This is a genomic window from Veillonella ratti (assembly GCF_003992115.1).
Taxonomy (GTDB): domain Bacteria; phylum Bacillota; class Negativicutes; order Veillonellales; family Veillonellaceae; genus Veillonella_A; species Veillonella_A ratti.
In genome coordinates, this window is record NZ_RQUX01000006.1 from 14,300 (window position 1) to 33,800 (window position 19,501).

At 43.1% G+C, this 19,501-nt stretch carries 20 protein-coding genes; 17 read left to right on the forward strand and 3 right to left on the reverse strand.

All coding sequences use genetic code 11. The features are described from left to right. Positions 1-8: 8 nt before the first annotated feature. The 4 genes from EO124_RS03760 (at position 9) to EO124_RS03775 (ending at position 5,282) form a co-directional block, all read left to right on the forward strand. Positions 9-1,829 (forward strand): ATP-dependent nuclease, encoded by a 1,821-nt coding sequence (locus EO124_RS03760; protein WP_021841264.1) that lies wholly within the window; start codon positions 9-11, stop codon positions 1,827-1,829. Further along, complete coding sequence (gnd, locus tag EO124_RS03765) at positions 1,819-3,249, forward strand: decarboxylating NADP(+)-dependent phosphogluconate dehydrogenase (protein WP_127058399.1); 1,431 nt, start codon at positions 1,819-1,821, stop codon at positions 3,247-3,249. Before EO124_RS03760 ends, gnd begins: the two co-directional genes overlap by 11 nt. Positions 3,250-3,428: 179 nt before the next feature. After that, the gene (locus EO124_RS03770; RefSeq protein WP_127058400.1) at positions 3,429-4,589 is read left to right on the forward strand and encodes a HipA domain-containing protein; all 1,161 of its coding nucleotides are present in this window, start codon (positions 3,429-3,431) and stop codon (positions 4,587-4,589) included. Positions 4,590-4,691: 102 nt separating this feature from the next. Beyond that, positions 4,692-5,282 carry a type IV toxin-antitoxin system AbiEi family antitoxin domain-containing protein gene (locus EO124_RS03775; protein ID WP_021841267.1) on the forward strand — a complete coding sequence of 197 codons (591 nt, stop codon included), beginning with the start codon at positions 4,692-4,694 and terminating at the stop codon, positions 5,280-5,282. Between the two features lie 152 nt (positions 5,283-5,434). Here the strand turns inward: EO124_RS03775 and EO124_RS03780 are convergent, their stop codons facing one another. After that, positions 5,435-6,124, reverse strand: a complete 690-nt coding sequence (locus EO124_RS03780; protein WP_241230657.1) for a helix-turn-helix domain-containing protein — start codon at positions 6,122-6,124, stop codon at positions 5,435-5,437. 412 nt (positions 6,125-6,536) lie between these two features. Here EO124_RS03780 and EO124_RS03785 point away from each other — a divergent pair, with 412 nt between their 5' ends. Together EO124_RS03785 and EO124_RS10425 are read left to right on the forward strand one after the other, a co-directional pair. Further along, positions 6,537-6,797: a hypothetical protein gene (locus EO124_RS03785; RefSeq protein WP_127058401.1), complete on the forward strand. Its 261-nt coding sequence runs from the start codon at positions 6,537-6,539 to the stop codon at positions 6,795-6,797. 160 nt (positions 6,798-6,957) lie between these two features. Continuing rightward, positions 6,958-7,032, forward strand: a complete 75-nt coding sequence (locus tag EO124_RS10425) for a putative holin-like toxin (RefSeq protein WP_226974596.1) — start codon at positions 6,958-6,960, stop codon at positions 7,030-7,032. A gap of 215 nt (positions 7,033-7,247) precedes the next feature. Here the strand turns inward: EO124_RS10425 and EO124_RS03790 are convergent, their stop codons facing one another. Together EO124_RS03790 and EO124_RS03795 are read right to left on the reverse strand one after the other, a co-directional pair. Then, complete coding sequence (locus EO124_RS03790; RefSeq protein ID WP_241230658.1) at positions 7,248-8,087, reverse strand: fumarylacetoacetate hydrolase family protein; 840 nt, start codon at positions 8,085-8,087, stop codon at positions 7,248-7,250. Between the two features lie 288 nt (positions 8,088-8,375). Beyond that, a complete protein-coding gene (locus EO124_RS03795) occupies positions 8,376-8,780 on the reverse strand; it encodes a PDZ domain-containing protein (protein ID WP_127058403.1) in 405 nt (134 codons plus the stop codon). A gap of 420 nt (positions 8,781-9,200) precedes the next feature. On the opposite strand from EO124_RS03795, the gene EO124_RS03800 reads away from it, so the two are divergent. The 11 genes from EO124_RS03800 to EO124_RS03850 all read left to right on the forward strand — a co-directional run bounded on the left by EO124_RS03800 (position 9,201) and on the right by EO124_RS03850 (position 19,465). Beyond that, complete coding sequence (locus tag EO124_RS03800) at positions 9,201-10,178, forward strand: 2-hydroxyacid dehydrogenase (protein ID WP_127058404.1); 978 nt, start codon at positions 9,201-9,203, stop codon at positions 10,176-10,178. A 127-nt stretch (positions 10,179-10,305) separates the two neighbouring features. Continuing rightward, positions 10,306-11,976 carry a glutamine--tRNA ligase/YqeY domain fusion protein gene (locus EO124_RS03805; protein ID WP_127058405.1) on the forward strand — a complete coding sequence of 557 codons (1,671 nt, stop codon included), beginning with the start codon at positions 10,306-10,308 and terminating at the stop codon, positions 11,974-11,976. A gap of 163 nt (positions 11,977-12,139) precedes the next feature. Next, positions 12,140-12,787, forward strand: a complete 648-nt coding sequence (locus tag EO124_RS03810) for a hypothetical protein (RefSeq protein WP_127058406.1) — start codon at positions 12,140-12,142, stop codon at positions 12,785-12,787. 31 nt (positions 12,788-12,818) lie between these two features. Beyond that, on the forward strand, positions 12,819-13,235 hold the full coding sequence (locus tag EO124_RS03815) for a DoxX family protein (RefSeq protein ID WP_021841274.1): 417 nt from the start codon (positions 12,819-12,821) through the stop codon (positions 13,233-13,235). Positions 13,236-13,267: 32 nt separating this feature from the next. After that, positions 13,268-14,296, forward strand: coding sequence for a uroporphyrinogen decarboxylase (gene hemE / locus EO124_RS03820; protein WP_021841275.1), 1,029 nt, complete (start codon positions 13,268-13,270; stop codon positions 14,294-14,296). Between the two features lie 8 nt (positions 14,297-14,304). Then, positions 14,305-15,237 carry a ferrochelatase gene (hemH, locus tag EO124_RS03825; protein WP_164726542.1) on the forward strand — a complete coding sequence of 311 codons (933 nt, stop codon included), beginning with the start codon at positions 14,305-14,307 and terminating at the stop codon, positions 15,235-15,237. Next, positions 15,234-16,610, forward strand: a complete 1,377-nt coding sequence (gene hemG / locus EO124_RS03830) for a protoporphyrinogen oxidase (RefSeq protein ID WP_127058408.1) — start codon at positions 15,234-15,236, stop codon at positions 16,608-16,610. Before hemH ends, hemG begins: the two co-directional genes overlap by 4 nt. A 95-nt stretch (positions 16,611-16,705) precedes the next feature. Continuing rightward, a complete protein-coding gene (gene hemQ, locus EO124_RS03835) occupies positions 16,706-17,494 on the forward strand; it encodes a hydrogen peroxide-dependent heme synthase (protein WP_127058409.1) in 789 nt (262 codons plus the stop codon). 28 nt (positions 17,495-17,522) lie between these two features. Beyond that, positions 17,523-17,963 carry an AI-2E family transporter gene (locus tag EO124_RS03840; protein ID WP_127058410.1) on the forward strand — a complete coding sequence of 147 codons (441 nt, stop codon included), beginning with the start codon at positions 17,523-17,525 and terminating at the stop codon, positions 17,961-17,963. Positions 17,964-17,975: 12 nt separating this feature from the next. After that, on the forward strand, positions 17,976-18,683 hold the full coding sequence (locus tag EO124_RS03845) for an AI-2E family transporter (RefSeq protein ID WP_127058411.1): 708 nt from the start codon (positions 17,976-17,978) through the stop codon (positions 18,681-18,683). 155 nt (positions 18,684-18,838) lie between these two features. Then, on the forward strand, positions 18,839-19,465 hold the full coding sequence (locus EO124_RS03850) for a PepSY domain-containing protein (protein ID WP_127058412.1): 627 nt from the start codon (positions 18,839-18,841) through the stop codon (positions 19,463-19,465). The last annotated feature ends 36 nt before the right edge of the window (positions 19,466-19,501 follow it).

The following is a 19,501-nucleotide window of genomic DNA, read 5'->3' on the forward strand; positions in this document are numbered from 1 at the left end:
GTGCCGATATGTACTTAGCAACTTTGGAAATTGAGAATTTTCGTAACTTGAATCAAACGAAGTTGAGTTTTCACGAGCATTGTAATTATCTGATTGGTGAAAACTCGATTGGGAAGTCTAATTTGTTGGCCTTGATTCAGATCATGACATCCGGCAGAAGGCTGGTGGAAGGGGATTTTTTTGATATCGTAAAACCCGTCAAGGTTCGCCTTGAAATCGTGGTGACGCCGCACGAAGAGTTGCCTCCCTTATTGATTAAGGCGGTTAAAAACGGTCGTATTCTGCTCGAGTGGGAGCAGGTGAATGTAGCGACGAAGCCGCGTCTTTATGAGGTGTTGACTACGACGGCACGGCGGTCGGTACCGCTTAAAACGCTCACTTACATGGCCTATTTTGCCTTGAAGGATATTGGCATTTATTCTTTCGACACGAAGGAGGAGTCCTTTTACGAAGAGCTCCGCGATTTGTTGGGCGAGGCCCTCGATGTGGCGATTTGTAAAAAAGATTCGCCCGTCACGAAGTCTATGTCGCTCATTGCGCTGCGCATTCGGCAGTTTCAAATGGTCATGCCTCATTTGCCGATTTACATGATTATTGTATTGGCTCAGTTGACGCAATGGCCGCTTATGGAACGAGGATCCATGACGCATACGAAAATTGATAAGAGCGAGCGTTATGCCGGCTTTTATACGCCTGATGCGCTACGCCTCGTGGCCATGGTGGTATTTCGCTTGGTGCAGAAGATTTTTCGTTTGAAAAAACAAAATCGCCTCGAGTCGCGTATTGTCGTGATGAAGGGAAAACGGTATTTACCGCTGGCTATCAGCCTCGATGAAGTAGAAACCCATTTGAACCCGCTCATGCAGCGGGCCATGGTAGATTATTTTAAAGAAATGATGGCCAATGAGAATATCGGATTTTTGCGCATCTTAAAAGATGTGTTCGGCATTGACGGTATTTTAGGCCAGGTCTTTATCGTTACCCATTCGGCGGAAGTTTTGTCCGATGATTATCGGCAGATTATTCGCTTTTATCGCCAGCCGTCGGGGTCGTTGAAGATTGCCTGCGGGGTGACCTTTGAAGTGTCGTCGGAGGCGGAAGAACATTTGATTGCTTATTTTTCAGCGGTCAAAGAGGCCCTCTATACACGTTGTGTTATGATAGTAGAGGGCGAAACAGAGTACAGTAGTTTTCGGCAGTTTGCCAAAACGCTCGGTATTCCGCTCGACTTTTACGGCATCGGGCTTATCAATGCCCGCGGCCAAGGGTCTATCAGCCGATTGGCTGAATTATTTAATCGTTTTGACATTCCCGTCATTGCCCTATATGATAGGGATGTGCGTACCGACGTACGGGCGGGTAAAAAGCAAGTATATTTCACGGATACAATTTGCTATGAATATGATTTGGTCAGTCACTTGATTCGCCGGCGCCAACGGTCCGTTTTGGATAATATTGTGCGCATGGTAGTCAGTCTTGAAGGCGGTTCACAGCTGGTGTCCAAAAAAGCCATCACCCAAGGGGTGGATAAGCTGATTAAGTACGCCAAGTCGCAAAATGAGTCAGCTCAAGGTCTGGTGAACCGGGCGTTTCACGAACGCAAATTAAATTCGATTCCGAATCGGGAAGAACACCTATTGGAAGTGTATTACTTCAGTTGGCTGTTTTTTCAAAAAGGAATTACTATCGGCAAGTGTATTGCGTATAATATAAAAGAGCGGGAGGATATTCCCCCTGCGTTTGTAAGAGTTATAAAAAAAGCACAGCAGCTGGCGCAACAACAGGACGCCTGGCTGGCTGTGGCAGAGGAGACGAAATATGGAAAATAAGACATATGAATTCGGTTTAGTCGGTTTGGCCGTTATGGGTCAAAACTTAGCGCGTAATGTGGCACACAAAGGTTTTAGCATTGCTGTTTATAACCGTACGCCGCAGAAAACGGATGAGTTTTTGCAAAAATTCGGTCACGAAGGCAACATCGGCGGCGCTCACAGCCCTGAAGAACTCGTTAACATGCTCGCTAAACCTCGCAAAATCATGTTCCTCGTAAAAGCTGGCCAACCGGTAGATGACATGATTGAAGCGTTCTTGCCATATTTGGATAAAGGCGACATCTTAATCGATGGCGGTAACTCGTATTTCAAAGATACGCGTCGCCGCAGCCAGGAACTCGAAGCTAAAGGCTTCCGCTTCTTAGGCGTTGGCGTATCCGGCGGGGAAGAAGGGGCTCTTAACGGTCCAAGCCTCATGCCGGGCGGTAACGAAACGTCCTATAAAGAAGTGGAAAAAATTTTCACGTCCATCGCCGCTCAGGTGGCTGACGGTCCTTGCTGCAGCTATGTTGGTGATGACGGTGCCGGTCACTATGTAAAAATGGTGCACAACGGTATCGAATACGGCGATATGCAGCTCATCTCCGAAGCGTATTTCATGATGAAAGAGTTGCTCCACATGAGTGCCGAAGAAATGGCCGAAGTGTTCACCGAATGGAATAAAGGCGTACTCGATTCTTATTTAATCGAAATCACGTCTAAAATCTTGCGCGTACGTGACAAAGAAACGGGCGAGCCTTTATTGGAAAAAATCCTCGACAAAGCGGGCCAAAAGGGTACCGGTAAATGGACGAGCCAGGAAGCCCTTGATTTAGGAGTACCAATTCCGACTATCGCGGAAGCTGTATTTGCGCGCGGCATGTCGGCTTACAAAACGGAACGCGTGGAAGCGGCTAAGATGCTCAAAGGTCCTGAAGGGGAATACAAAGGCGACAAAAAAGCCTTTATTGATGCTATTCATTCCGCATTGTATGCATCCAAAATCTGTTCTTACGCACAGGGCTTTGCGTTGATTAAAGCAGCAGCCAAAGAATACAACTGGAATATCAACTTTGGTGATATGGCGCTCTTATGGCGTGGTGGTTGTATCATTCGTGCCGTATTCTTGGAAGATATTAAAAAAGCGTTCGAACGCAATCCGGAACTTACCAACTTGCTTCTCGATCCGTTCTTCATTGAAGCCATCGAACAGCATCAGGCTAAATGGCGTGAAGCGATTATCGAAGCCAAACGTTTCGGCATTCCGACTCCGGCGTTCTCCGCATCCCTTGATTACTACGACAGCTATCGTCGTGCCAATTTGTCCGCTAACATGATTCAGGCGCAGCGCGACTTCTTCGGTGCACATACGTATGAACGTGTTGACCAAGACGGTATTTTCCATACCGAATGGGAAGCTGAATTGGAAGGGAAATAAAATTTTTGGTGGGTTAAGTTTGTCGTTACACGAATGCTCTTATTAGATATTTTAGGCTTCGTTTGAATTGAATAAAACTTGCACGAAAGGGGCACATCATGAAGCATAATAAATTTATGGATAGCACATGTTTATTAATGCATAAGGATGTGCCCTGTATTTTATTTTCTTTTGATAATATGATGCTTTGGGCACAGGTTAATGAAGTGTTAAGTATTGCTCATTTGCCACCATATATGATTGATAACTTCCGTGGCTACGAATATAATTTGAATAAATTTTTGGATCATCGAGTTATTCCTAAAGAACGGCCCAATATCAGTGCCATTAAGGATTACTTTGACAGTGATTCCTCGCTGGAACTATCCTTGCGCTCCTATATGCTTAGCGTGTCCGATCATTATTGGATTAAACCGGCCGACAGTAAAGTAACTTGGGCTGATGTAAACTTCTATGATAATTCATTTGAAGATGATTCGATATTTATCTCATCTTTGACGACGTTGAAAAAACAGATTGGCGATAGAACGCTGATTTCGTTTCATAGTCATACGCCGAATACTTCGAATAACGGTACTTTACCGCAGATGTGGTTGCATACAGATGAATCGCCGGTTCTATATAAAACAGGTAATCAGCCGTTTATGCAGGAGCCTTTTAATGAAGCGGTGGTTTCCGATTTATTAGATGTACTGGGTTTTAACCATGTGTTGTATCGTTTGGGAACATTCGGTGGCTCGGTCGTATCCGCTTGTGATGCGTTCACGACGGCGTCCATCGAGTTTATACCGGCTTGGCAATTGGAAAAATCCAGAACCAATCATTTAAACGGGTTAGATAATTATTTGGAATTTCTACGACAAAATGGTTGTGCCGTAACGGATGAAATTCGTAAGCAGCTGGAAGAAATGATTATTATTGATTATCTGACAATGAACGATGATCGTCATTGGGGGAATTTCGGTATCTTACGGAACAGTGAGACACTTGAGTTTATAGGTCTGGCGCCTATTTTTGATAATGGCCGAACCTTTGCATATAACTCTTTTAGTGGTGATTATGAAGCACAGCCGGCACCATATAATTTGTCTAAAGCGTTTGCTGAAAACGGTACTCATGACCGTGAACTTACTTATGTAACAGGGGTTCATGATATCGATTATGCTGCATTGAAAGCGGCAGTGCCGGATATTTTTGAAAAAAGATTAATTGAAGTGATGGCACGCTTTGAGGCGGTTGATACGAGTAGGGAAGTCGTGGTAGTGCTCGAGCGAAAAGTGCCCGGGTTGATTCAGACTTTATTAGGACGTATTGATGCGATGGCGAAAGAACTCGGTTAAGATGGCTTTATTTAAAATTAAATACGGGCATGGTTTGACTTTCTTGCTCTAAATTTATATAATTAGAGCAAGAAAGTTATTTTGTTTTAAGGGGGGAGCTATATGAGTAAAAGTGCTGTAATAAAAATGGCCTATGAAAATAATGGTATTGTTACTTCCTCTATGGTTTCAGAAGCCAATTTATCGAGAAATTATTTATCGCAACTTGTTAAGGATAATAAATTAGAGAAAGTATCTCGTGGTGTATATACGTTGCCGGAAGCATGGGAAGATGAGTTTTTAAACGCACAAGTTAGCTATAAAAGAGGAATTTTTTCATTAGGGACAGCTTTGTATTTACATGGTTTTACAGATAGAACACCAATGCAATTACAGTTTACATTTCCTGAAGGTTATAATACATCGGCCCCCATTAGAAGTGGGTTTAGATGCAATAAAGTAAAGAAAGATGTATTTGAGTTAGGTGTTGAAGAGGTGACTAGTCCATCAGGTAATTTGGTCAGAGCGTATAATATTGAGAGAACACTTTGTGATATTGTGAAAGTCACTAATAGAGTTGAAATTCAAGTGATAACAGATGCCTTCAAACAATATATGAGTAGTAAGTCTAAAAATATTCCCTTATTGTCATTTTATGCCAAAATATTAAAAGTGGATAAGAGAATTAGACCTTATTTAGAGGTATTGCAATGAGTAATGTTATGAAGTAGTATATATGATAATAAAATTGAATTAATTATAAATTTATTGTAACAAGAAGTAGGCGTTATGAAAGAAGTCTGTAACTAAATGGTTCTTTAACCGCATTTAGTTACAGACTTCTTTGTTAAGAAAAAGAATTATCTTTAAAAAGGTTTAACCAATACATTAAATTCCACTTTACTGATTGAACCTAAAATTAAGATGTTATTATTATTAATCATTTGCCAATCGTAATATATAGGTTGTATAGTTTGATAATTTTGTTGATATGGCATGATAGTTTGATTAGGAACATAGGTAACTATGCCTGTAGCAGTATAGTTAAAGCATCTAGGAACGATAGTATCTTGAACTATAGTTTGATTGTTATCAACTGCTTGAATTGCAATAATAGAGAAATTGGGCACGGGTTTTGTAATCGAATCCAAATATACTATATCGCCGTAACTGATTCTGGGGGCAAAGCTATTATCGCCAACCTTATAAGAGTTATTTTTAGGAAATTTATTTGAATATTCAATTTGCTGATCGGTAGGATTAGGTGGTCTATTATCAGCGTTTGAAAATGGGGGAAAATAACTTGAATCTTGAGTAGATGTTTTATATCCCTGTTCATCTACCCATCCCATAAGATATTCAGGAGTTGTATTTAAAGCGTCAGCGAATTCTTTAATTTTGGATAAAGATATATCAATTAATCCCTGCTCGATTTTAATGATGGTATTTCTTGACGTATAATTTACTTTTTTGGCAAACTCTTCTTGTGATAGACCGAGATTTTTTCTTAGTCTTTTTATACGGTCAAATATTGTTTCCATAATTTCTTCCTTCATAGCAATTCATATAAGTGTAATTTAAAGTTGCATTTTTGTTTTTTTGTGTTGACTTTTGGTGTGCATAAATGTTAATATCATAGTGTAAGATAGTTTAGATATCGCCGGCAATGAATAATTCGATTCAAACAATTAGCTATGTGCTTAGCCAATTGGATTATGGAGAAAATAACTGTTTGAATTATGCATTATATAGAATCTAGGTATCTTATTGTAATTTTATAGGGTGTTGTATTTGAAAAACTTAGTTCATCAATAATTTAGAGCGTTGATGTCATTATTCATTGAGCTAAGATAAAACCTTTTAACATTCATTTTTGATGTTTAGTTGCTAGCTGTATTATAGCAAATAGTAGCATATTTTGCAGTAAGGGCCTAATATTATTACAATAATTGAAGGAGGCCAAGGGTTATGGATAACAATATAAGCTATTTATCTGCTGATTTCTATTTAGATGTTGAGCCTAGTGAGGTTAAATATATGATTAGAAACAAGTTTGGCTCATTGACTAAGTTTTGTAAAGCTTATGGATTTGCTTATCGAACTGTATGGAAAATTCTGAATGATGAAGGAGTAAAATGTAATACTGCTGCTAAGTTTTCAGCGGCTCTAGAAGAGGAAGACTTATTTTATCTTGATTTAAGTTATAAAGAAAAGAAGATTTATGCGTAATGTGAAAACTATCGCTTTAATGTAGAAGCTTATATAAAAAGAGAGTATAACATAAACGTTATACTCTCTTTTTGGTATAGTTATACACATAAAAGGAGTATACTAATAATCAAGAGCCGTTATAGTGTGACTAGGTCATCTCTGTTAAGGAGGTGAGATCATGAGTGTATTCGAAGCTTTATCCTTAATGATAGCGTTCGCTACTCTGGTGGTCTTAATTCTTCACGAAAAATGACCTAATCGTTAAGTAACGACTAGGTCATTTCTCAATTTCCAAATTTCACCAGAGATGAGCCTAGCGGTACTAATCACTATGACGGCTCGTCTTATGTATATCTTAACGCAATAAGGTATAAGCGTCAAGTTAATACCCCCGGGCCCCGATATGAAAGCCATAATTTAAAGATAAAACCACCGGCGAAAACCGGTGGTTTGAGAGTAATTATCTTTTTAAAAATCTTCGTAATCTTCGATTTCCGTAATCGGTGCGGACCGTTTAACCGTATTGGTCAAGGTGCCGATGCCCGGTACGGTGATGGATACGAGATCGTCTTCCTGCAAGAAGCGAGGTGGTTCGAGACCGACGCCTACACCCGATGGCGTACCGGTGGCGATGATGTCGCCCGGTTCCAAGGTGATGCCGCGGCTTAAGGTGCTAACCAAGGTCGGGATGGAGAAGATTAAATCTTCCGTGGAGCCCGATTGGCGAAGTTCGTCGTTAACATAGGTGCGAATTTCAAAGTCGCGCGGCTGTTTGTTGCCGATTAAAATGGCCGGGCCCATTGGGCAGAAACCGTCCAAGCTTTTACCTAAGAACCACTGATTGTGATGACGCTGTAAATCGCGTGCCGTTACATCGTTTACAATGGTGTAACCGAAGATGTGATCATATACTTCATCTTCCGGAATGTTGCTGGCTCGTTTGCCGATAATGATGGCCAGTTCACCTTCGTAATCCACTTGTGAAGTTGCATTCGGATGCAACGGAATTACGCGGTTAGGGCCGGTTACGGCTGTCGGCAATTTACTGAAGAAAATAGGGAACTCCGGTTCGTCGGCCGTTTTGTCGAATTCAACGATGTGTTCGCGGTAGTTTTTGCCCACGCAGATAATGTTGCGATGTGGGCTGAACGGTGTATCGATGGTTACATCGCTGAGATTGTAAGGTACGGCTACGGGCGATTCATTGTGTTTTTCCAAAGCGGTAGCTAATAATAACACGCCTTCGTCACCTAAGCTGATGAGCTCTTCAATCGTTTCCGGTAGGAAGGAAAAGTACGCTTCTTCCAAATCGGCACTGCCGAGAATAGTTTGTGATTCGTCGTCGATAACGCCCCATTGGCGGAAGCCAATGGGGCGTTGTAAAGGTTGCGATTTTCATAAGTCCTCCCAAGTGTAATGCTGAGTCATGACCGACCTAAGCCGGTTTTTATATAATTATGTAATTATTATAAATATATTTTTTTCGATATAAAAGAGTTTATATTAAATAAATACGATGTACTTAAAACTAATTTAATGGGTTTCAAGCCGGGTGAATCCATTAGAATATTTATTAAACAGTTTTATATACATCGCCTATTTTTCAAGTAATTTAATCTTTTTGTTAAGCCATTTTTGACAACTGGCACGGTCGTTAAAAAAGCGTAAATCCCGAATGCCGTCAAAATCTACATACAAGCCGTATACAAACGGAATCGGTGTGTTTTCAGCAATATTAAACGTATCAATGGCCATGTAAGTGCCCGGTTCTTTTGGTTCTTCCAACGTTTCAAACGGGATTTCTTTAATGGCAAATGCCTCACCGTTTGAGCGCCGGCGCGTACGTTTCGGTACTAATGAAAATGTACGTGATTCACCATCTTCTTCGATGGTAATCGTAACCGGTTTCTTCGGATTGTAATTGGTCATGAGTCGATTTAATACAGATTTAAAATCACGTAGTGTAACTTCTTGTTCAGTTAATGCGTCGATATATGCCATAGGAAGTTCCTCTTTTCAAATAAATTCACAATACGTAATTGACGAGCTTGGGAGAATGATTAATTGTTTGTATTTATCGATAAGTTAACTATAACATAGATTGATAAATAGATAAAGTAAATAGTTGTAATATTAGTGAAAAACATGAGCACAAAGGAGATATTTTTTTACCATGAAAAAACGATAAAAATATTCTAAAGTACCAAAAGATTTATTTATTTAAAAATATCTATGATTTTGTTTTATCTATGGCCTCAAATTGTATATAATAAGAGAGAGATAATATCAATTTACTTGATTGACAATTCGGCTGTTTTTTTCAGATAAGTTGCAACAGCTTATTAGAGTTTTTATAACTCTTCGAAGTATTAGATTTTTTACATAGAAATGATTTTATATATGTCCGGGAGGTTGACACAAATGAGTAAACCAGTTGTAGTTGTACCAGGTTTGGTTCGTAAAGATGCGCTTGCCTATTTAGGTGAACATGTGACGATTAAGCAATGGACGGAAAAGACACCTATGCCCCGTGAAACTTTGAAAGAATGGCTCAAGGAGGCCGATGCTCTTTGGAGTATTAATACGGTTAAAGTGGATGCCGATTTAATCGCCGATGCACCGAATTTAAAAGTTATCGCCCAAGCTTCAGTGGGCTACGATAATGTGACGGTGGATGATTTGACGGCCCGTCAGATTCCTTACGGCAATACACCTGATGTTTTGACCGAATCGGTAGCCGAATTGGCCTTTACACTTGTGGCAGCGGCCAGCCGTCGCATTGTGGAAAATGCGGATTTTGTCAAAAGCGGTATGTGGGCACAACGTCCGTCCAATATTAAAGGTAAAGATTTAAGTCGTTCTACTTTGGGGATTATCGGACTTGGCGCCATCGGAATTTCCATTTCGCGCCGTGCCCGAGCGTTCGGCATGACCGTTATTTACAACAATCGTCATAAACGTGCGGATGAGCATTTATACATGGTTGAATACCGTGATCGCGATGAGCTCTTGGCCGAAAGCGATGTGGTCCTCGTTATGGCGCCGTTAACGCCGGAAACGTATCACATGTTTGACAAAGAGGCGTTCAAAAAGATGAAAAATGATGCCTTATTTGTCAATGTGGGTCGCGGTAAAATCGTGGACACCGATGCGCTCGTGTGGGCTCTTAATGAAGGGGAAATCGACTACGCCGCTTTGGATGTAACGGATCCGGAACCGTTACCGGCAGATCATCCGCTTTTGCAGACCGGTAAAGTGTTGGTGGTACCGCACATCGGTTCCTTTACAGACCGTACCCGTCGTGACATGGCAATGCTTACGGCCGACAACATTATTCTGGGCTTGCAAGGAAAACCGCTTAAAACATGCGTAAATAAGGAAGTAAACTATAAGGGATAATTATTGTTTGGCCGCTTCGATACGAAGTCCGTTGCGGTCGGACTTTAGCTATCAATAAGTCTCTATTTATGATAAAATAAAGAGATGTAAATAAACGGACAGTAAGTCGCAGAGAGGATGATTGTTGTTGGAAACTCCAAATAATGAAACAGTTAATTTTATAGAGGCGATTATAAATAAAGATAACGAATCCGGTAAGTACGGCAAACGTGTGCATACTCGTTTCCCACCGGAACCGAATGGCTATCTTCACATCGGTCATGCTAAGTCGATTTGCTTAAACTTCGGCTTGGGCAATGACTATAACGGTCTTACGAACCTTCGTTTTGACGACACCAATCCGTCCAAGGAAGAAGTGGAATATGTGAAATCTATTGAAGCCGATGTGAAATGGCTCGGCTTTGATTGGGACGACCGCGAATATTTTGCGTCCGACTACTTTGACACCATGTATGAATATGCAAAAGAATTGATTAAAAAAGGCAAAGCCTATGTGGATGATCAGACGCCGGAACAGATCAAAGAAACTCGCGGCGATTTCGGTACGCCGGGCACCAACAGCCCATATCGTGACCGTCCGGTAGAAGAAAACTTGCGCCTTTTTGAAGAAATGAAGGAAGGCAAGTATAAAGACGGTGAAAAAGTGCTTCGTGCCAAAATTGATATGGCTTCGCCGAACATCGTAATGCGCGACCCTGTATTGTATCGTATTATGCATGCGGAACATCATCGTACGGGCGACAAATGGTGCATTTATCCGATGTATGACTTTGCGCATCCTGTGGAAGATGCTATCGAACGCATTACCCATTCCGTATGTACTTTGGAATTTGAAGTGCATCGTCCGCTCTACAATTGGGTTCTTGAAGATTGGCCGGATACGGAAAAACCGCAGCAGATTGAATTTGCTCGCTTAAACGTTACCAATATGGTCATGAGTAAACGTAAATTGCGTCAGCTTGTTGAAAAGAATCTCGTAAGTGGCTGGGATGATCCGCGTATGCCTACCATTTCCGGTTTGCGTCGTCGCGGTTATACACCGGCTTCGATTCGTGATTTCTGTCAGCGCATTGGCGTAGCCAAAGCGGACAGTGTGGTAGACATTGCGCTTCTCGAATTCTGTATTCGTGAAGATTTGAAGATGAAAGCACCGCGTCAGATGGCGGTTATTAACCCGGTAAAAGTGGTTATTACTAACTATCCGGAAGGTCAGACGGAAATGATGACCATTGAAAACAATCCGGAAAATGAAGCTATGGGTACTCGTGAAGTTCCGTTCGGTCGTGAAATTTACATTGAACAGGACGATTTTATGGAAGTTCCGGTGAAAAAGTTCTTCCGCATGACCCCGGGCAAAGAAGTTCGTCTCAAAGGCGCTTACATCGTTATGTGCGACGAAGTCATTAAAAACGAAGACGGTTCTATTAAAGAAATTCATTGTACCTATGATCCGGAAAGCCGCAGCGGCAGCGGTTGCCAGCGTAAAGTTAAAGGCACCTTGCACTGGGTGGAAGCCTCTACGGCGGTGGACATGGAAATTCGTTTGTACGATTATCTCTTAAAACCGGAAGAAGAATGGGAAAGCAAAGATTTCTTGGAACAGCTTAATCCAAATTCCTTGGTAGTAATGCAGGGGAAAGGGGAACCGGCTTTTAAAACAACGAAACCGGGCGACAACTTCCAGTTCTTGCGTCAGGGGTATTTCGTAACCGATTTGGACAGCACGCCTGAACATATCGTGATGAACCGTATTGTGGGCCTGCGCGATAGCTGGGCGAAAGCACAGAAAAAAGGTTAATGATAGCCGGAGTAAGCTAACCGTTAGCCGGAGTAAGCTAATCGTTAGCCGGCAATAATTGAGCTTAATTTACAGTATATGCCAGTCGGTCCGGCCTTGTTGCCGGACTGTTGGCAGTTAAGCAGAATAGTCAGAATAGTCAGTCAGCAAAAAGGAGTTGTGCATGAAACTAACTACTTGGTGTGCAGCGGCTGTGTTGGTGTTTACCTTTAGTGTGGGGAGCGCTGTGCAGGCGGCCACACCGGCCACTACAGCTATTAAAGATATTAAGACGCCGACTAATGTTACCTTGTCGGCCGGTTCGGAAAAAGCTTTATTTACGAACAGTGAAGATATTCAACAGTACTTATTGAATCGTGGCGTATTGAGTGCCGATGTGTACCAATTGCGTTATAAAAAAGACAATGTGTTCAGCTACGGCATCGTAGCGGATATTCGTCTTGGTGAACAGGGCCTTCGTACTTTGGGCATTGAAAGTGAAATGCCGGTCTTTTCTTTCAGTACGAAAAATAAAGACAAACAAGAAGATTCCGTATTGCCGGAATTGGCCGAATTAATCAATGAAGGCGGCCAAAATGTATTCCAACAGTATCGTGTAATCGAGCCGTTAACTTTGCAGAAAAACGGTACCTATACCGGTACTTTGCGTTTTGACAATATGGTAAGCACTGTAATTTACGGTGAAACCCTTCATGTGGTATTGTACGATAATTTATATTTCGGACCGAGTGTTCGCGTCATCGCGCTTAACAGTGCCGATGATGATACTTTGTGGCCGATTGTTAACGGCTACGCCAAAGTAATCAAATAAAGTCAGCAAATAAGGAGAATAACGAAGCAGAATGAATATGCTATTTCATAATTTATTTCGCTATCATGATTTCGGATTGTTGTTTTATCGCATCGTATTCGGTTTATCCATGATGGCTCACGGATATTTCAAATTTGCCGGTGGTGAGCAAAATTTATATGCCATCGGTCATACGACGGCTCAATTCGGTGTACCGGACGGTTTTTTATTGCTCGGTATGGCCGCGGCCGGGGCAGAACTTTTAGGCGGATTTCTTCTTATTTTGGGCTTTTTGACACGTCTCGGCGCGCTATTGATTGCATTCACCTTATTCATTGCAACCGCAGCCGCATGGGACGCCGGATTTTTTAGATGGGATTATCCTTCACAGATGATGTTCGGCGCCATTATGCTCTTTATCGCAGGTCCGGGCCGCTACAGTGTAGATAGTGCCTTTACCAAACGATAAAATTGCGTATAACAAAGGAAAGAAGATACCTTATGAATTCGACATACTTACAAATGATCCGCGGGGAAGAAACGTCTCATTGCCCCGTATGGTTTATGCGGCAAGCAGGCCGCAGCCAAGCCGAATATCGCCGTATTAAGGAAAAATATTCCTTGTTCGAAATAACACAACAACCGGAGCTTTGTGCGTATATTACGCGCTTGCCCGTTGAAGAATATAATGTAGATGCTGCTATCTTATATAAAGATATTATGACCCCATTGGTGCCTATCGGGGTGGAGGTAGAGCTCAAGTCCGGCATCGGTCCGGTTATCGGCAATCCGATTCGCACGGCGGAAGATATTGCCGCTATCGGCGCTCTCGATATGGCCGAGTCCTTACCTCATGTGTTGGAAACAATTCGTATTCTGACAAAAGAGCAACTTAAGGTGCCGCTCATCGGATTTGGTGGGGCCCCGTTTACCTTAGCCAGTTACATGCTGGAAGGCGGCCCTTCGAAGACATATCAGAAAACGCGGCAAATGCTCGTGACGCGTCCTGATTTGTGGGATGCGTTGATGGAAAAATTGACAGCCATGAGCATTGTCTATTTAGGTGCGCAAATCGAAGCAGGTGCCGCCGCCATTCAGATTTTTGACTCTTGGGTAGGAGCCGTGAGTGCGCGCGAATACGAAGCCCGCATTTATCCGTTTATGAAAGAGTTAATTACGGCCTTAAAGACTAAGTTCCCGACTACGCCAATCACCATGTTCGGCGTAGGGACGTATCACTTATTGCCGTTATGGCGCCAATTGCCGGTTGATGTAATCGGCCTTGATTGGCGTTCACCGATTGCCGATGCCAAAGCTATGGGGATTACTCAGGCGGTGCAGGGCAATTTGGATCCGGCCTATTTATTTGCGGACTGGCCGGTGATTCAGGGCGAAATCGATCGCATCTTGGCGGAAGGCAAGGAACATGGTCGTCATATCTTTAACCTGGGCCATGGGGTTGTGCCGGAAGCTAATCCGGACGTATTGAAGCGCATCGTGTCCTATGTGCATGAAGTGACGGCGCGATGAGGGACGGTATGAAGGAGCGAATCGGCTTATTGGTGATGGATTACGGCACACCAGCCACTGAAGCGGATTTGATGCCTTATTATACAAGCATTCGCCGCGGTTATGCGCCGACGGAGGCGGAAGTAGCGGTTTTGAAAAAACGCTATGAAGCCATCGGCGGTTTGTCGCCCCTAGGAGCTTTAACCGAAGGGCAAGCAAAATTATTAGCTAAGCAGCTTAACGAGCATAGCGATGATGTAAGCTATGAATTATATATCGGCCATAAGCATATGCCGCCATTCATTGAAGATGCAGTGACGGCTATGGGTGAAGCGGGTATCACTAAGGCGGTGGCTATTGTGATGGCACCGTATTTCTCACTCTTTGCGACGGCTTCCTATTTTGAACGAGCCAAACGACGGGCGGCTCGTTATCAAATGGAAATTCGGGAAGTGGCGGCCTGGAATGAAGAACCGGAGTTCTTGGCCTATTGGCATCAGGCGTTGGAAACGACGTTGGCGGAAACAACGAATCCGGCTGAGGTCGGCGTAATCTTTACGGCCCACAGTTTGCCGTACCACGTAATTCACATGGGCGACACTTATCCGGAAGCCGTTCAAGCTACGGCTAAGCGCATTGCTGCATCCGTAGGTCTTACGACTTATGAAATGGCTTGGCAAAGTGCCGGTGTCCGCGGTGACTGGTTGACGCCGGATGTGGCAACGGTGACCCGCGAAGTCGTGGTGAGAGATAATGTTAAAGCGGTTGTGTATGTACCTATCGGGTTCGTATGTGACCATTTGGAAATATTATATGATAATGATATTGCTTGTAGAGCCCTTTGTGAAGAGCTTGGGGTTGCCTACAAGCGCGTACCGATGCCGAATACAGATGCGCTTTTTGTAAAAGCCATGGCGCAGGCGGTACGACATTTACCTTTAGAAGATGAGGTGACAGAATGAGTCGAGTAGCGGTGATTGGCGGTGGTCTGACAGGCCTTTCAACGGCCTACTATTTGGGCCGAGCTAAGCCGGACTGGCAGATTGATGTGTTCGAAGAAGAACAGCGATTTGGCGGTAAAATTAAAACGAAACGTGTGGACGGTTATGTAGTGGAAGTGGGACCTGACTCCTATTTAGCCCGTAAGCAGGCTATGACGGATTTAATCAATGAATTGGGGCTGGGCGATACGCTTGTTACCAATGCTACCGGCCAGGCTTTCATCTATGACAGAGGCAGCATGTTCCCTATACCGGGGGGCTCCATTGTAGGGATTCCTACGGAGTTTGTGCCTTTTGCCAAATCTACTTTGTTGTCATGGTCCGGTAAATTCCGCGCTATGCAGGATATTTTCAAAAGCCCTTATCCGACGGATGGGGATGTGTCCATAGGCGATTTTTTCAAATATCACTTGGGCAATGAAATGATGGATAAACTTATCGAGCCATTGTTGTCGGGGATTTACGGCGGCGATATTTATGAGTTGAGTCTCGATGCGACATTCCCGGAATTTCACAGTTTGGAGCGCAAACATGGCAACATGGTTAAAGGTATGTTGGCAGCGCGCAAGCAACGAGCCGCAACGAATGTAAAACCGAGTGGTCAATTTCGTCAGCTTACCGGCGGTTTGGAATCGATTATCGACGAATTGGTGGCACAAATGCCGGCTAATGTAACCCTTCATAAGAGTACGCCCGTAACATCTATTGAAAAAGTAAAAGACGGTTATGTCTTGGGTGGTACGGTGAAGAGCCCTTACGAAGAAGTAATTATTACCACCCCGCCGCAGAGTTACAAAAAGTGGTTTGCGGAGGATGTTCATTTTTGCGAATTAATGAATATGGACTTATCTACTTGTGCTATCGCCGTTATGGGTTTTGACCGCGCGACTTTTGATGCGCCGCTGGATGGTACCGGTTTTGTAATTACCCGTAAGACGGATACACCGCTTACGGCTTGCACTTATATCACCGCTAAGTGGCCTCAGACGACACCGCAGGACAAAGTCGTGTTGCGCGTGTTCATGGGTAAACCGGGAGATAATACGGTGCAGCAATTCGATGGTGAGGCCTTAAAAGAACTGGCTGTTAAGGAAATTCAGCGCATCATGAAATTTAGCGCCAAACCGTTATGGGTTGAACTGACTCGTCTCGATAAGAGCATGCCGCAGTATAAGGTGGGGCATCGCGATTTGGTAGCACGTCTTAAGGACTACGCCGCTAAAGCGTATCCGGGCCTTCATATGATTGGTACGCCGTTTGATGGTGTGGGCATGCCGGATGGTGTGCGTCAGGCTCATGATTTGGTACAACATTTGGTGAATGAAGATAACTAACATTTGGTGAATGAAGATAAATACCATTTACAGAATGACAATACATACTATTTAGTGAATGAACATAAATAATTTTTTAAAAGGAGGAATTTACAATGAGTGAACAGCATATGGGACATCCCGGAGCTATGAGTCAGAACGACATGAGTGTTGATGAAAAAGCGGTTTTGACCTATGAAGGTTGGTTCAGTATTCACGCTACGTACAAAATTAATTTTGAAAAATGGCAGTCCTGGGATACGGAACGTCAGATTAAAGCTTTAGCTGAATTCAAAGCGTTTATCGCTGAATTGGAAGCAGGCCATGAAGCGGAAACATCCAGTTATGCTTTGTATAATGTAGCGGGCGGCAAAGGGGACATCATGATTTGGTTCTTGCAGCCGACTTTGGAAGACGTTACGGCCAAAGAAATTACCCTTCGTAAATTGGCTATCGGCGCCGTTTTGGAACCGACAGCTTCTTTCGTATCGGTTATTGAAGTAAGTAACTACATGAAAACCGACATTAATCATCCGAAGGTTCAAGCTCGTTTGTATCCGCATATTCCTCGTTTAAAATATATGTGCTTCTATCCAATGAGCAAACGCCGCAATTTGGAAGATAACTGGTACATGACGGACCGTGCGGAACGCGGTCGCATGATGCGTTCTCATGGCCAAATCGGTAAAAAATACGAAGAAACGATTAAAGAGTTTACTACCGGTGCCTGTGGTCTCGATGATTGGGAATGGGGTATTACGCTCATGTCCGATGATGCGGTTCAGTTCAAAAAAATCGTTAACGAAATGCGTTTTGATGAAGTAAGTGCCCGCTTCGGTATGTTCGGACCGTTCACGGTAGGGACTTTACTTGACGAAGACCGTTTGGATTCTTTGTTTGCTTAAGAATTATTTTAATAGGGAGCAATAGTGTATGGGCTTTTTTAAGAAATATAAATCGAGTATCAGCCTGATTATTTTAGGCGGTTTAGTATTTCTGTTCACTATTAAGTTTGATTCGGTACTGACTTCGTTTAAAATTGGGCTGGATGCCGTCATGCCGTTGGTTTGGGGTGTGCTCATAGCGTTCGTCCTCAATATTATTGTGAAGCGCTTTGAGAAGATTTATTTTCCTTCTGCCGAAAGCGGTTGGAAGCATAGTACCAGACGACCGGTTTGTGTTGTCCTGGCTATTTTTACCATATTGTTGGCTATTTTCCTCGTCGGCTATATGGCGATACCGCAACTCGTTCATTCCTTGGGTATTATCGTGCAGGCCTTGCCGGCTTTATATCAGCAATCCTCTGAGTGGGTGAGTCGTTTCATTGAAAACACGCCGTATCTTTCGTCGTCCGGTGTCATGGATTCCATTTAATCGGATAAGACGGTGGAACAGTTGCGCCAAATTGGGGCGGATAGCGGTCGTTACATTGTGAAAACAATGAGTGACACCGTTGAAATGGTGTTTAACTTTGTTATCGGCTTAATTTTTGCCATTTATGTATTGCTTGACAAAGAAGTGCTGCGCCGTCAGATGGGCCGCTTGGCTCGTGCTTACGGCAAAGACCATCATATTAAAAACATGGTTCACGTATGGCGCACGGCCAGTCAGGTGTTCAGCAGTTTCTTTATCGGTCAGTTTCTCGATGCTTTAATTCTGGGCGTCATGGTCGGTGCCGGCCTTGCCGTATTATCCGTTCCTTATGCCATGACAATCGGCTGTGTAATCGGGCTTACCGCTTTGGTGCCGCTCTTGGGAGCGTATATCGGCGGTTTCATGGGCCTCGTGATGTTGTTATCGGTGAGTACCATGGATGCGTTAATTTTTATTATCGTCCTCGTGGTTATGCAGCAGATTGAAGGCAATGTCATTTATCCGCGCATCGTGGGCAGTTCCGTAGGTTTACCGGGCATTTGGGTATTTGCCGCTATTACTATCGGCGGTACCTTGTACGGTGTGCCGGGCATTTTACTGAGCGTGCCGTTGGCAGCTACCGTTTATAAATTGGTAAAAGAAGATGTGGACCAGCGTTTGGCTCATAAGGCATTTTCTTACAAGGCGACGGTTAAAAAAGTGGAAGACGAGGATAAGTAGATTTTTATTGAGTATGCCTGAGTAAACATGGTATACTTAAAGGACAATTGAAGTAATATGCAGGTTTAATCTTACATTATTAAAACGGAATATGTTGACTTTGACAGTTATTCAGATAGCATTAGGGGAAGCAGCATATTTTAGGAGGTTATTGTATGAAAAAGAAGTCTTTTGCCGGTTTATTGGCCGGTGCTATGGCTGTAAGTGCTGTAGCGGTGGCTATGCCTCAAACGGTAGCAGCAGCGGATGTGAATCCGTCAATCAGAATGGAAGGATCCGTACAGTCCATGGTATTATCCATGCGTCAAGTAGCCGGTGTGTTCTTGGCTAAGTATCCGAATTCGGCTGTTCACTCCATTACGTTAAAACCGGATCGCGGTCGCTTCTATTATGAAGTTACCGGTTATACGCTCAAAAATACGTATACAATCCAAGTTGACGTAATTACGGGCAATGTTATTAAGGAAAAATCGGATAAAAAAGAAAAAGACATTCCGAATAAAGTATTCAATCCTAACAATGTTATTGATCCTAAGAAAGCTGAATCCATTGCTGTTGCCAACATTGGTAGCGATGCTATCAGTAAAGGTTGGAAATTGGAAGCTGATAACGGCAAAGTTCAATACGAAGTTACTATTTATCACAATGATGAAACAGACGGCTTAGTTCAACAGGGTGTAATCATCGATGCTGTGTCCGGTGATATTATTACCAGAACATTACCTGAGAAAGTAGTCATCCCTGATGAAGAGGATGACGGTTTCATCTTGTGGGGTGAATAATAGTTATAAAGCTGAAAGTGCACATTGTAAAATGTG

What these genes read in the sequence shown, in the direction of transcription:
- EO124_RS03760 (WP_021841264.1), top strand. Translation starts at nt 9, where the DNA reads ATGTACTTAGCAACTTTGGAAATTGAGAATTTTCGTAACTTGAATCAA.
- gnd (WP_127058399.1), top strand. Translation starts at nt 1,819, where the DNA reads ATGGAAAATAAGACATATGAATTCGGTTTAGTCGGTTTGGCCGTTATG.
- EO124_RS03770 (WP_127058400.1), top strand. Translation starts at nt 3,429, where the DNA reads ATGATGCTTTGGGCACAGGTTAATGAAGTGTTAAGTATTGCTCATTTG.
- EO124_RS03775 (WP_021841267.1), top strand. Translation starts at nt 4,692, where the DNA reads ATGAGTAAAAGTGCTGTAATAAAAATGGCCTATGAAAATAATGGTATT.
- EO124_RS03780 (WP_241230657.1), bottom strand. Translation starts at nt 6,124, where the DNA reads ATGAAGGAAGAAATTATGGAAACAATATTTGACCGTATAAAAAGACTA.
- EO124_RS03785 (WP_127058401.1), top strand. Translation starts at nt 6,537, where the DNA reads ATGGATAACAATATAAGCTATTTATCTGCTGATTTCTATTTAGATGTT.
- EO124_RS03795 (WP_127058403.1), bottom strand. Translation starts at nt 8,780, where the DNA reads ATGGCATATATCGACGCATTAACTGAACAAGAAGTTACACTACGTGAT.
- EO124_RS03800 (WP_127058404.1), top strand. Translation starts at nt 9,201, where the DNA reads ATGAGTAAACCAGTTGTAGTTGTACCAGGTTTGGTTCGTAAAGATGCG.
- EO124_RS03810 (WP_127058406.1), top strand. Translation starts at nt 12,140, where the DNA reads ATGAAACTAACTACTTGGTGTGCAGCGGCTGTGTTGGTGTTTACCTTT.
- EO124_RS03815 (WP_021841274.1), top strand. Translation starts at nt 12,819, where the DNA reads ATGAATATGCTATTTCATAATTTATTTCGCTATCATGATTTCGGATTG.
- hemE (WP_021841275.1), top strand. Translation starts at nt 13,268, where the DNA reads ATGAATTCGACATACTTACAAATGATCCGCGGGGAAGAAACGTCTCAT.
- hemH (WP_164726542.1), top strand. Translation starts at nt 14,305, where the DNA reads ATGAAGGAGCGAATCGGCTTATTGGTGATGGATTACGGCACACCAGCC.
- hemG (WP_127058408.1), top strand. Translation starts at nt 15,234, where the DNA reads ATGAGTCGAGTAGCGGTGATTGGCGGTGGTCTGACAGGCCTTTCAACG.
- hemQ (WP_127058409.1), top strand. Translation starts at nt 16,706, where the DNA reads ATGAGTGAACAGCATATGGGACATCCCGGAGCTATGAGTCAGAACGAC.
- EO124_RS03840 (WP_127058410.1), top strand. Translation starts at nt 17,523, where the DNA reads ATGGGCTTTTTTAAGAAATATAAATCGAGTATCAGCCTGATTATTTTA.
- EO124_RS03850 (WP_127058412.1), top strand. Translation starts at nt 18,839, where the DNA reads ATGAAAAAGAAGTCTTTTGCCGGTTTATTGGCCGGTGCTATGGCTGTA.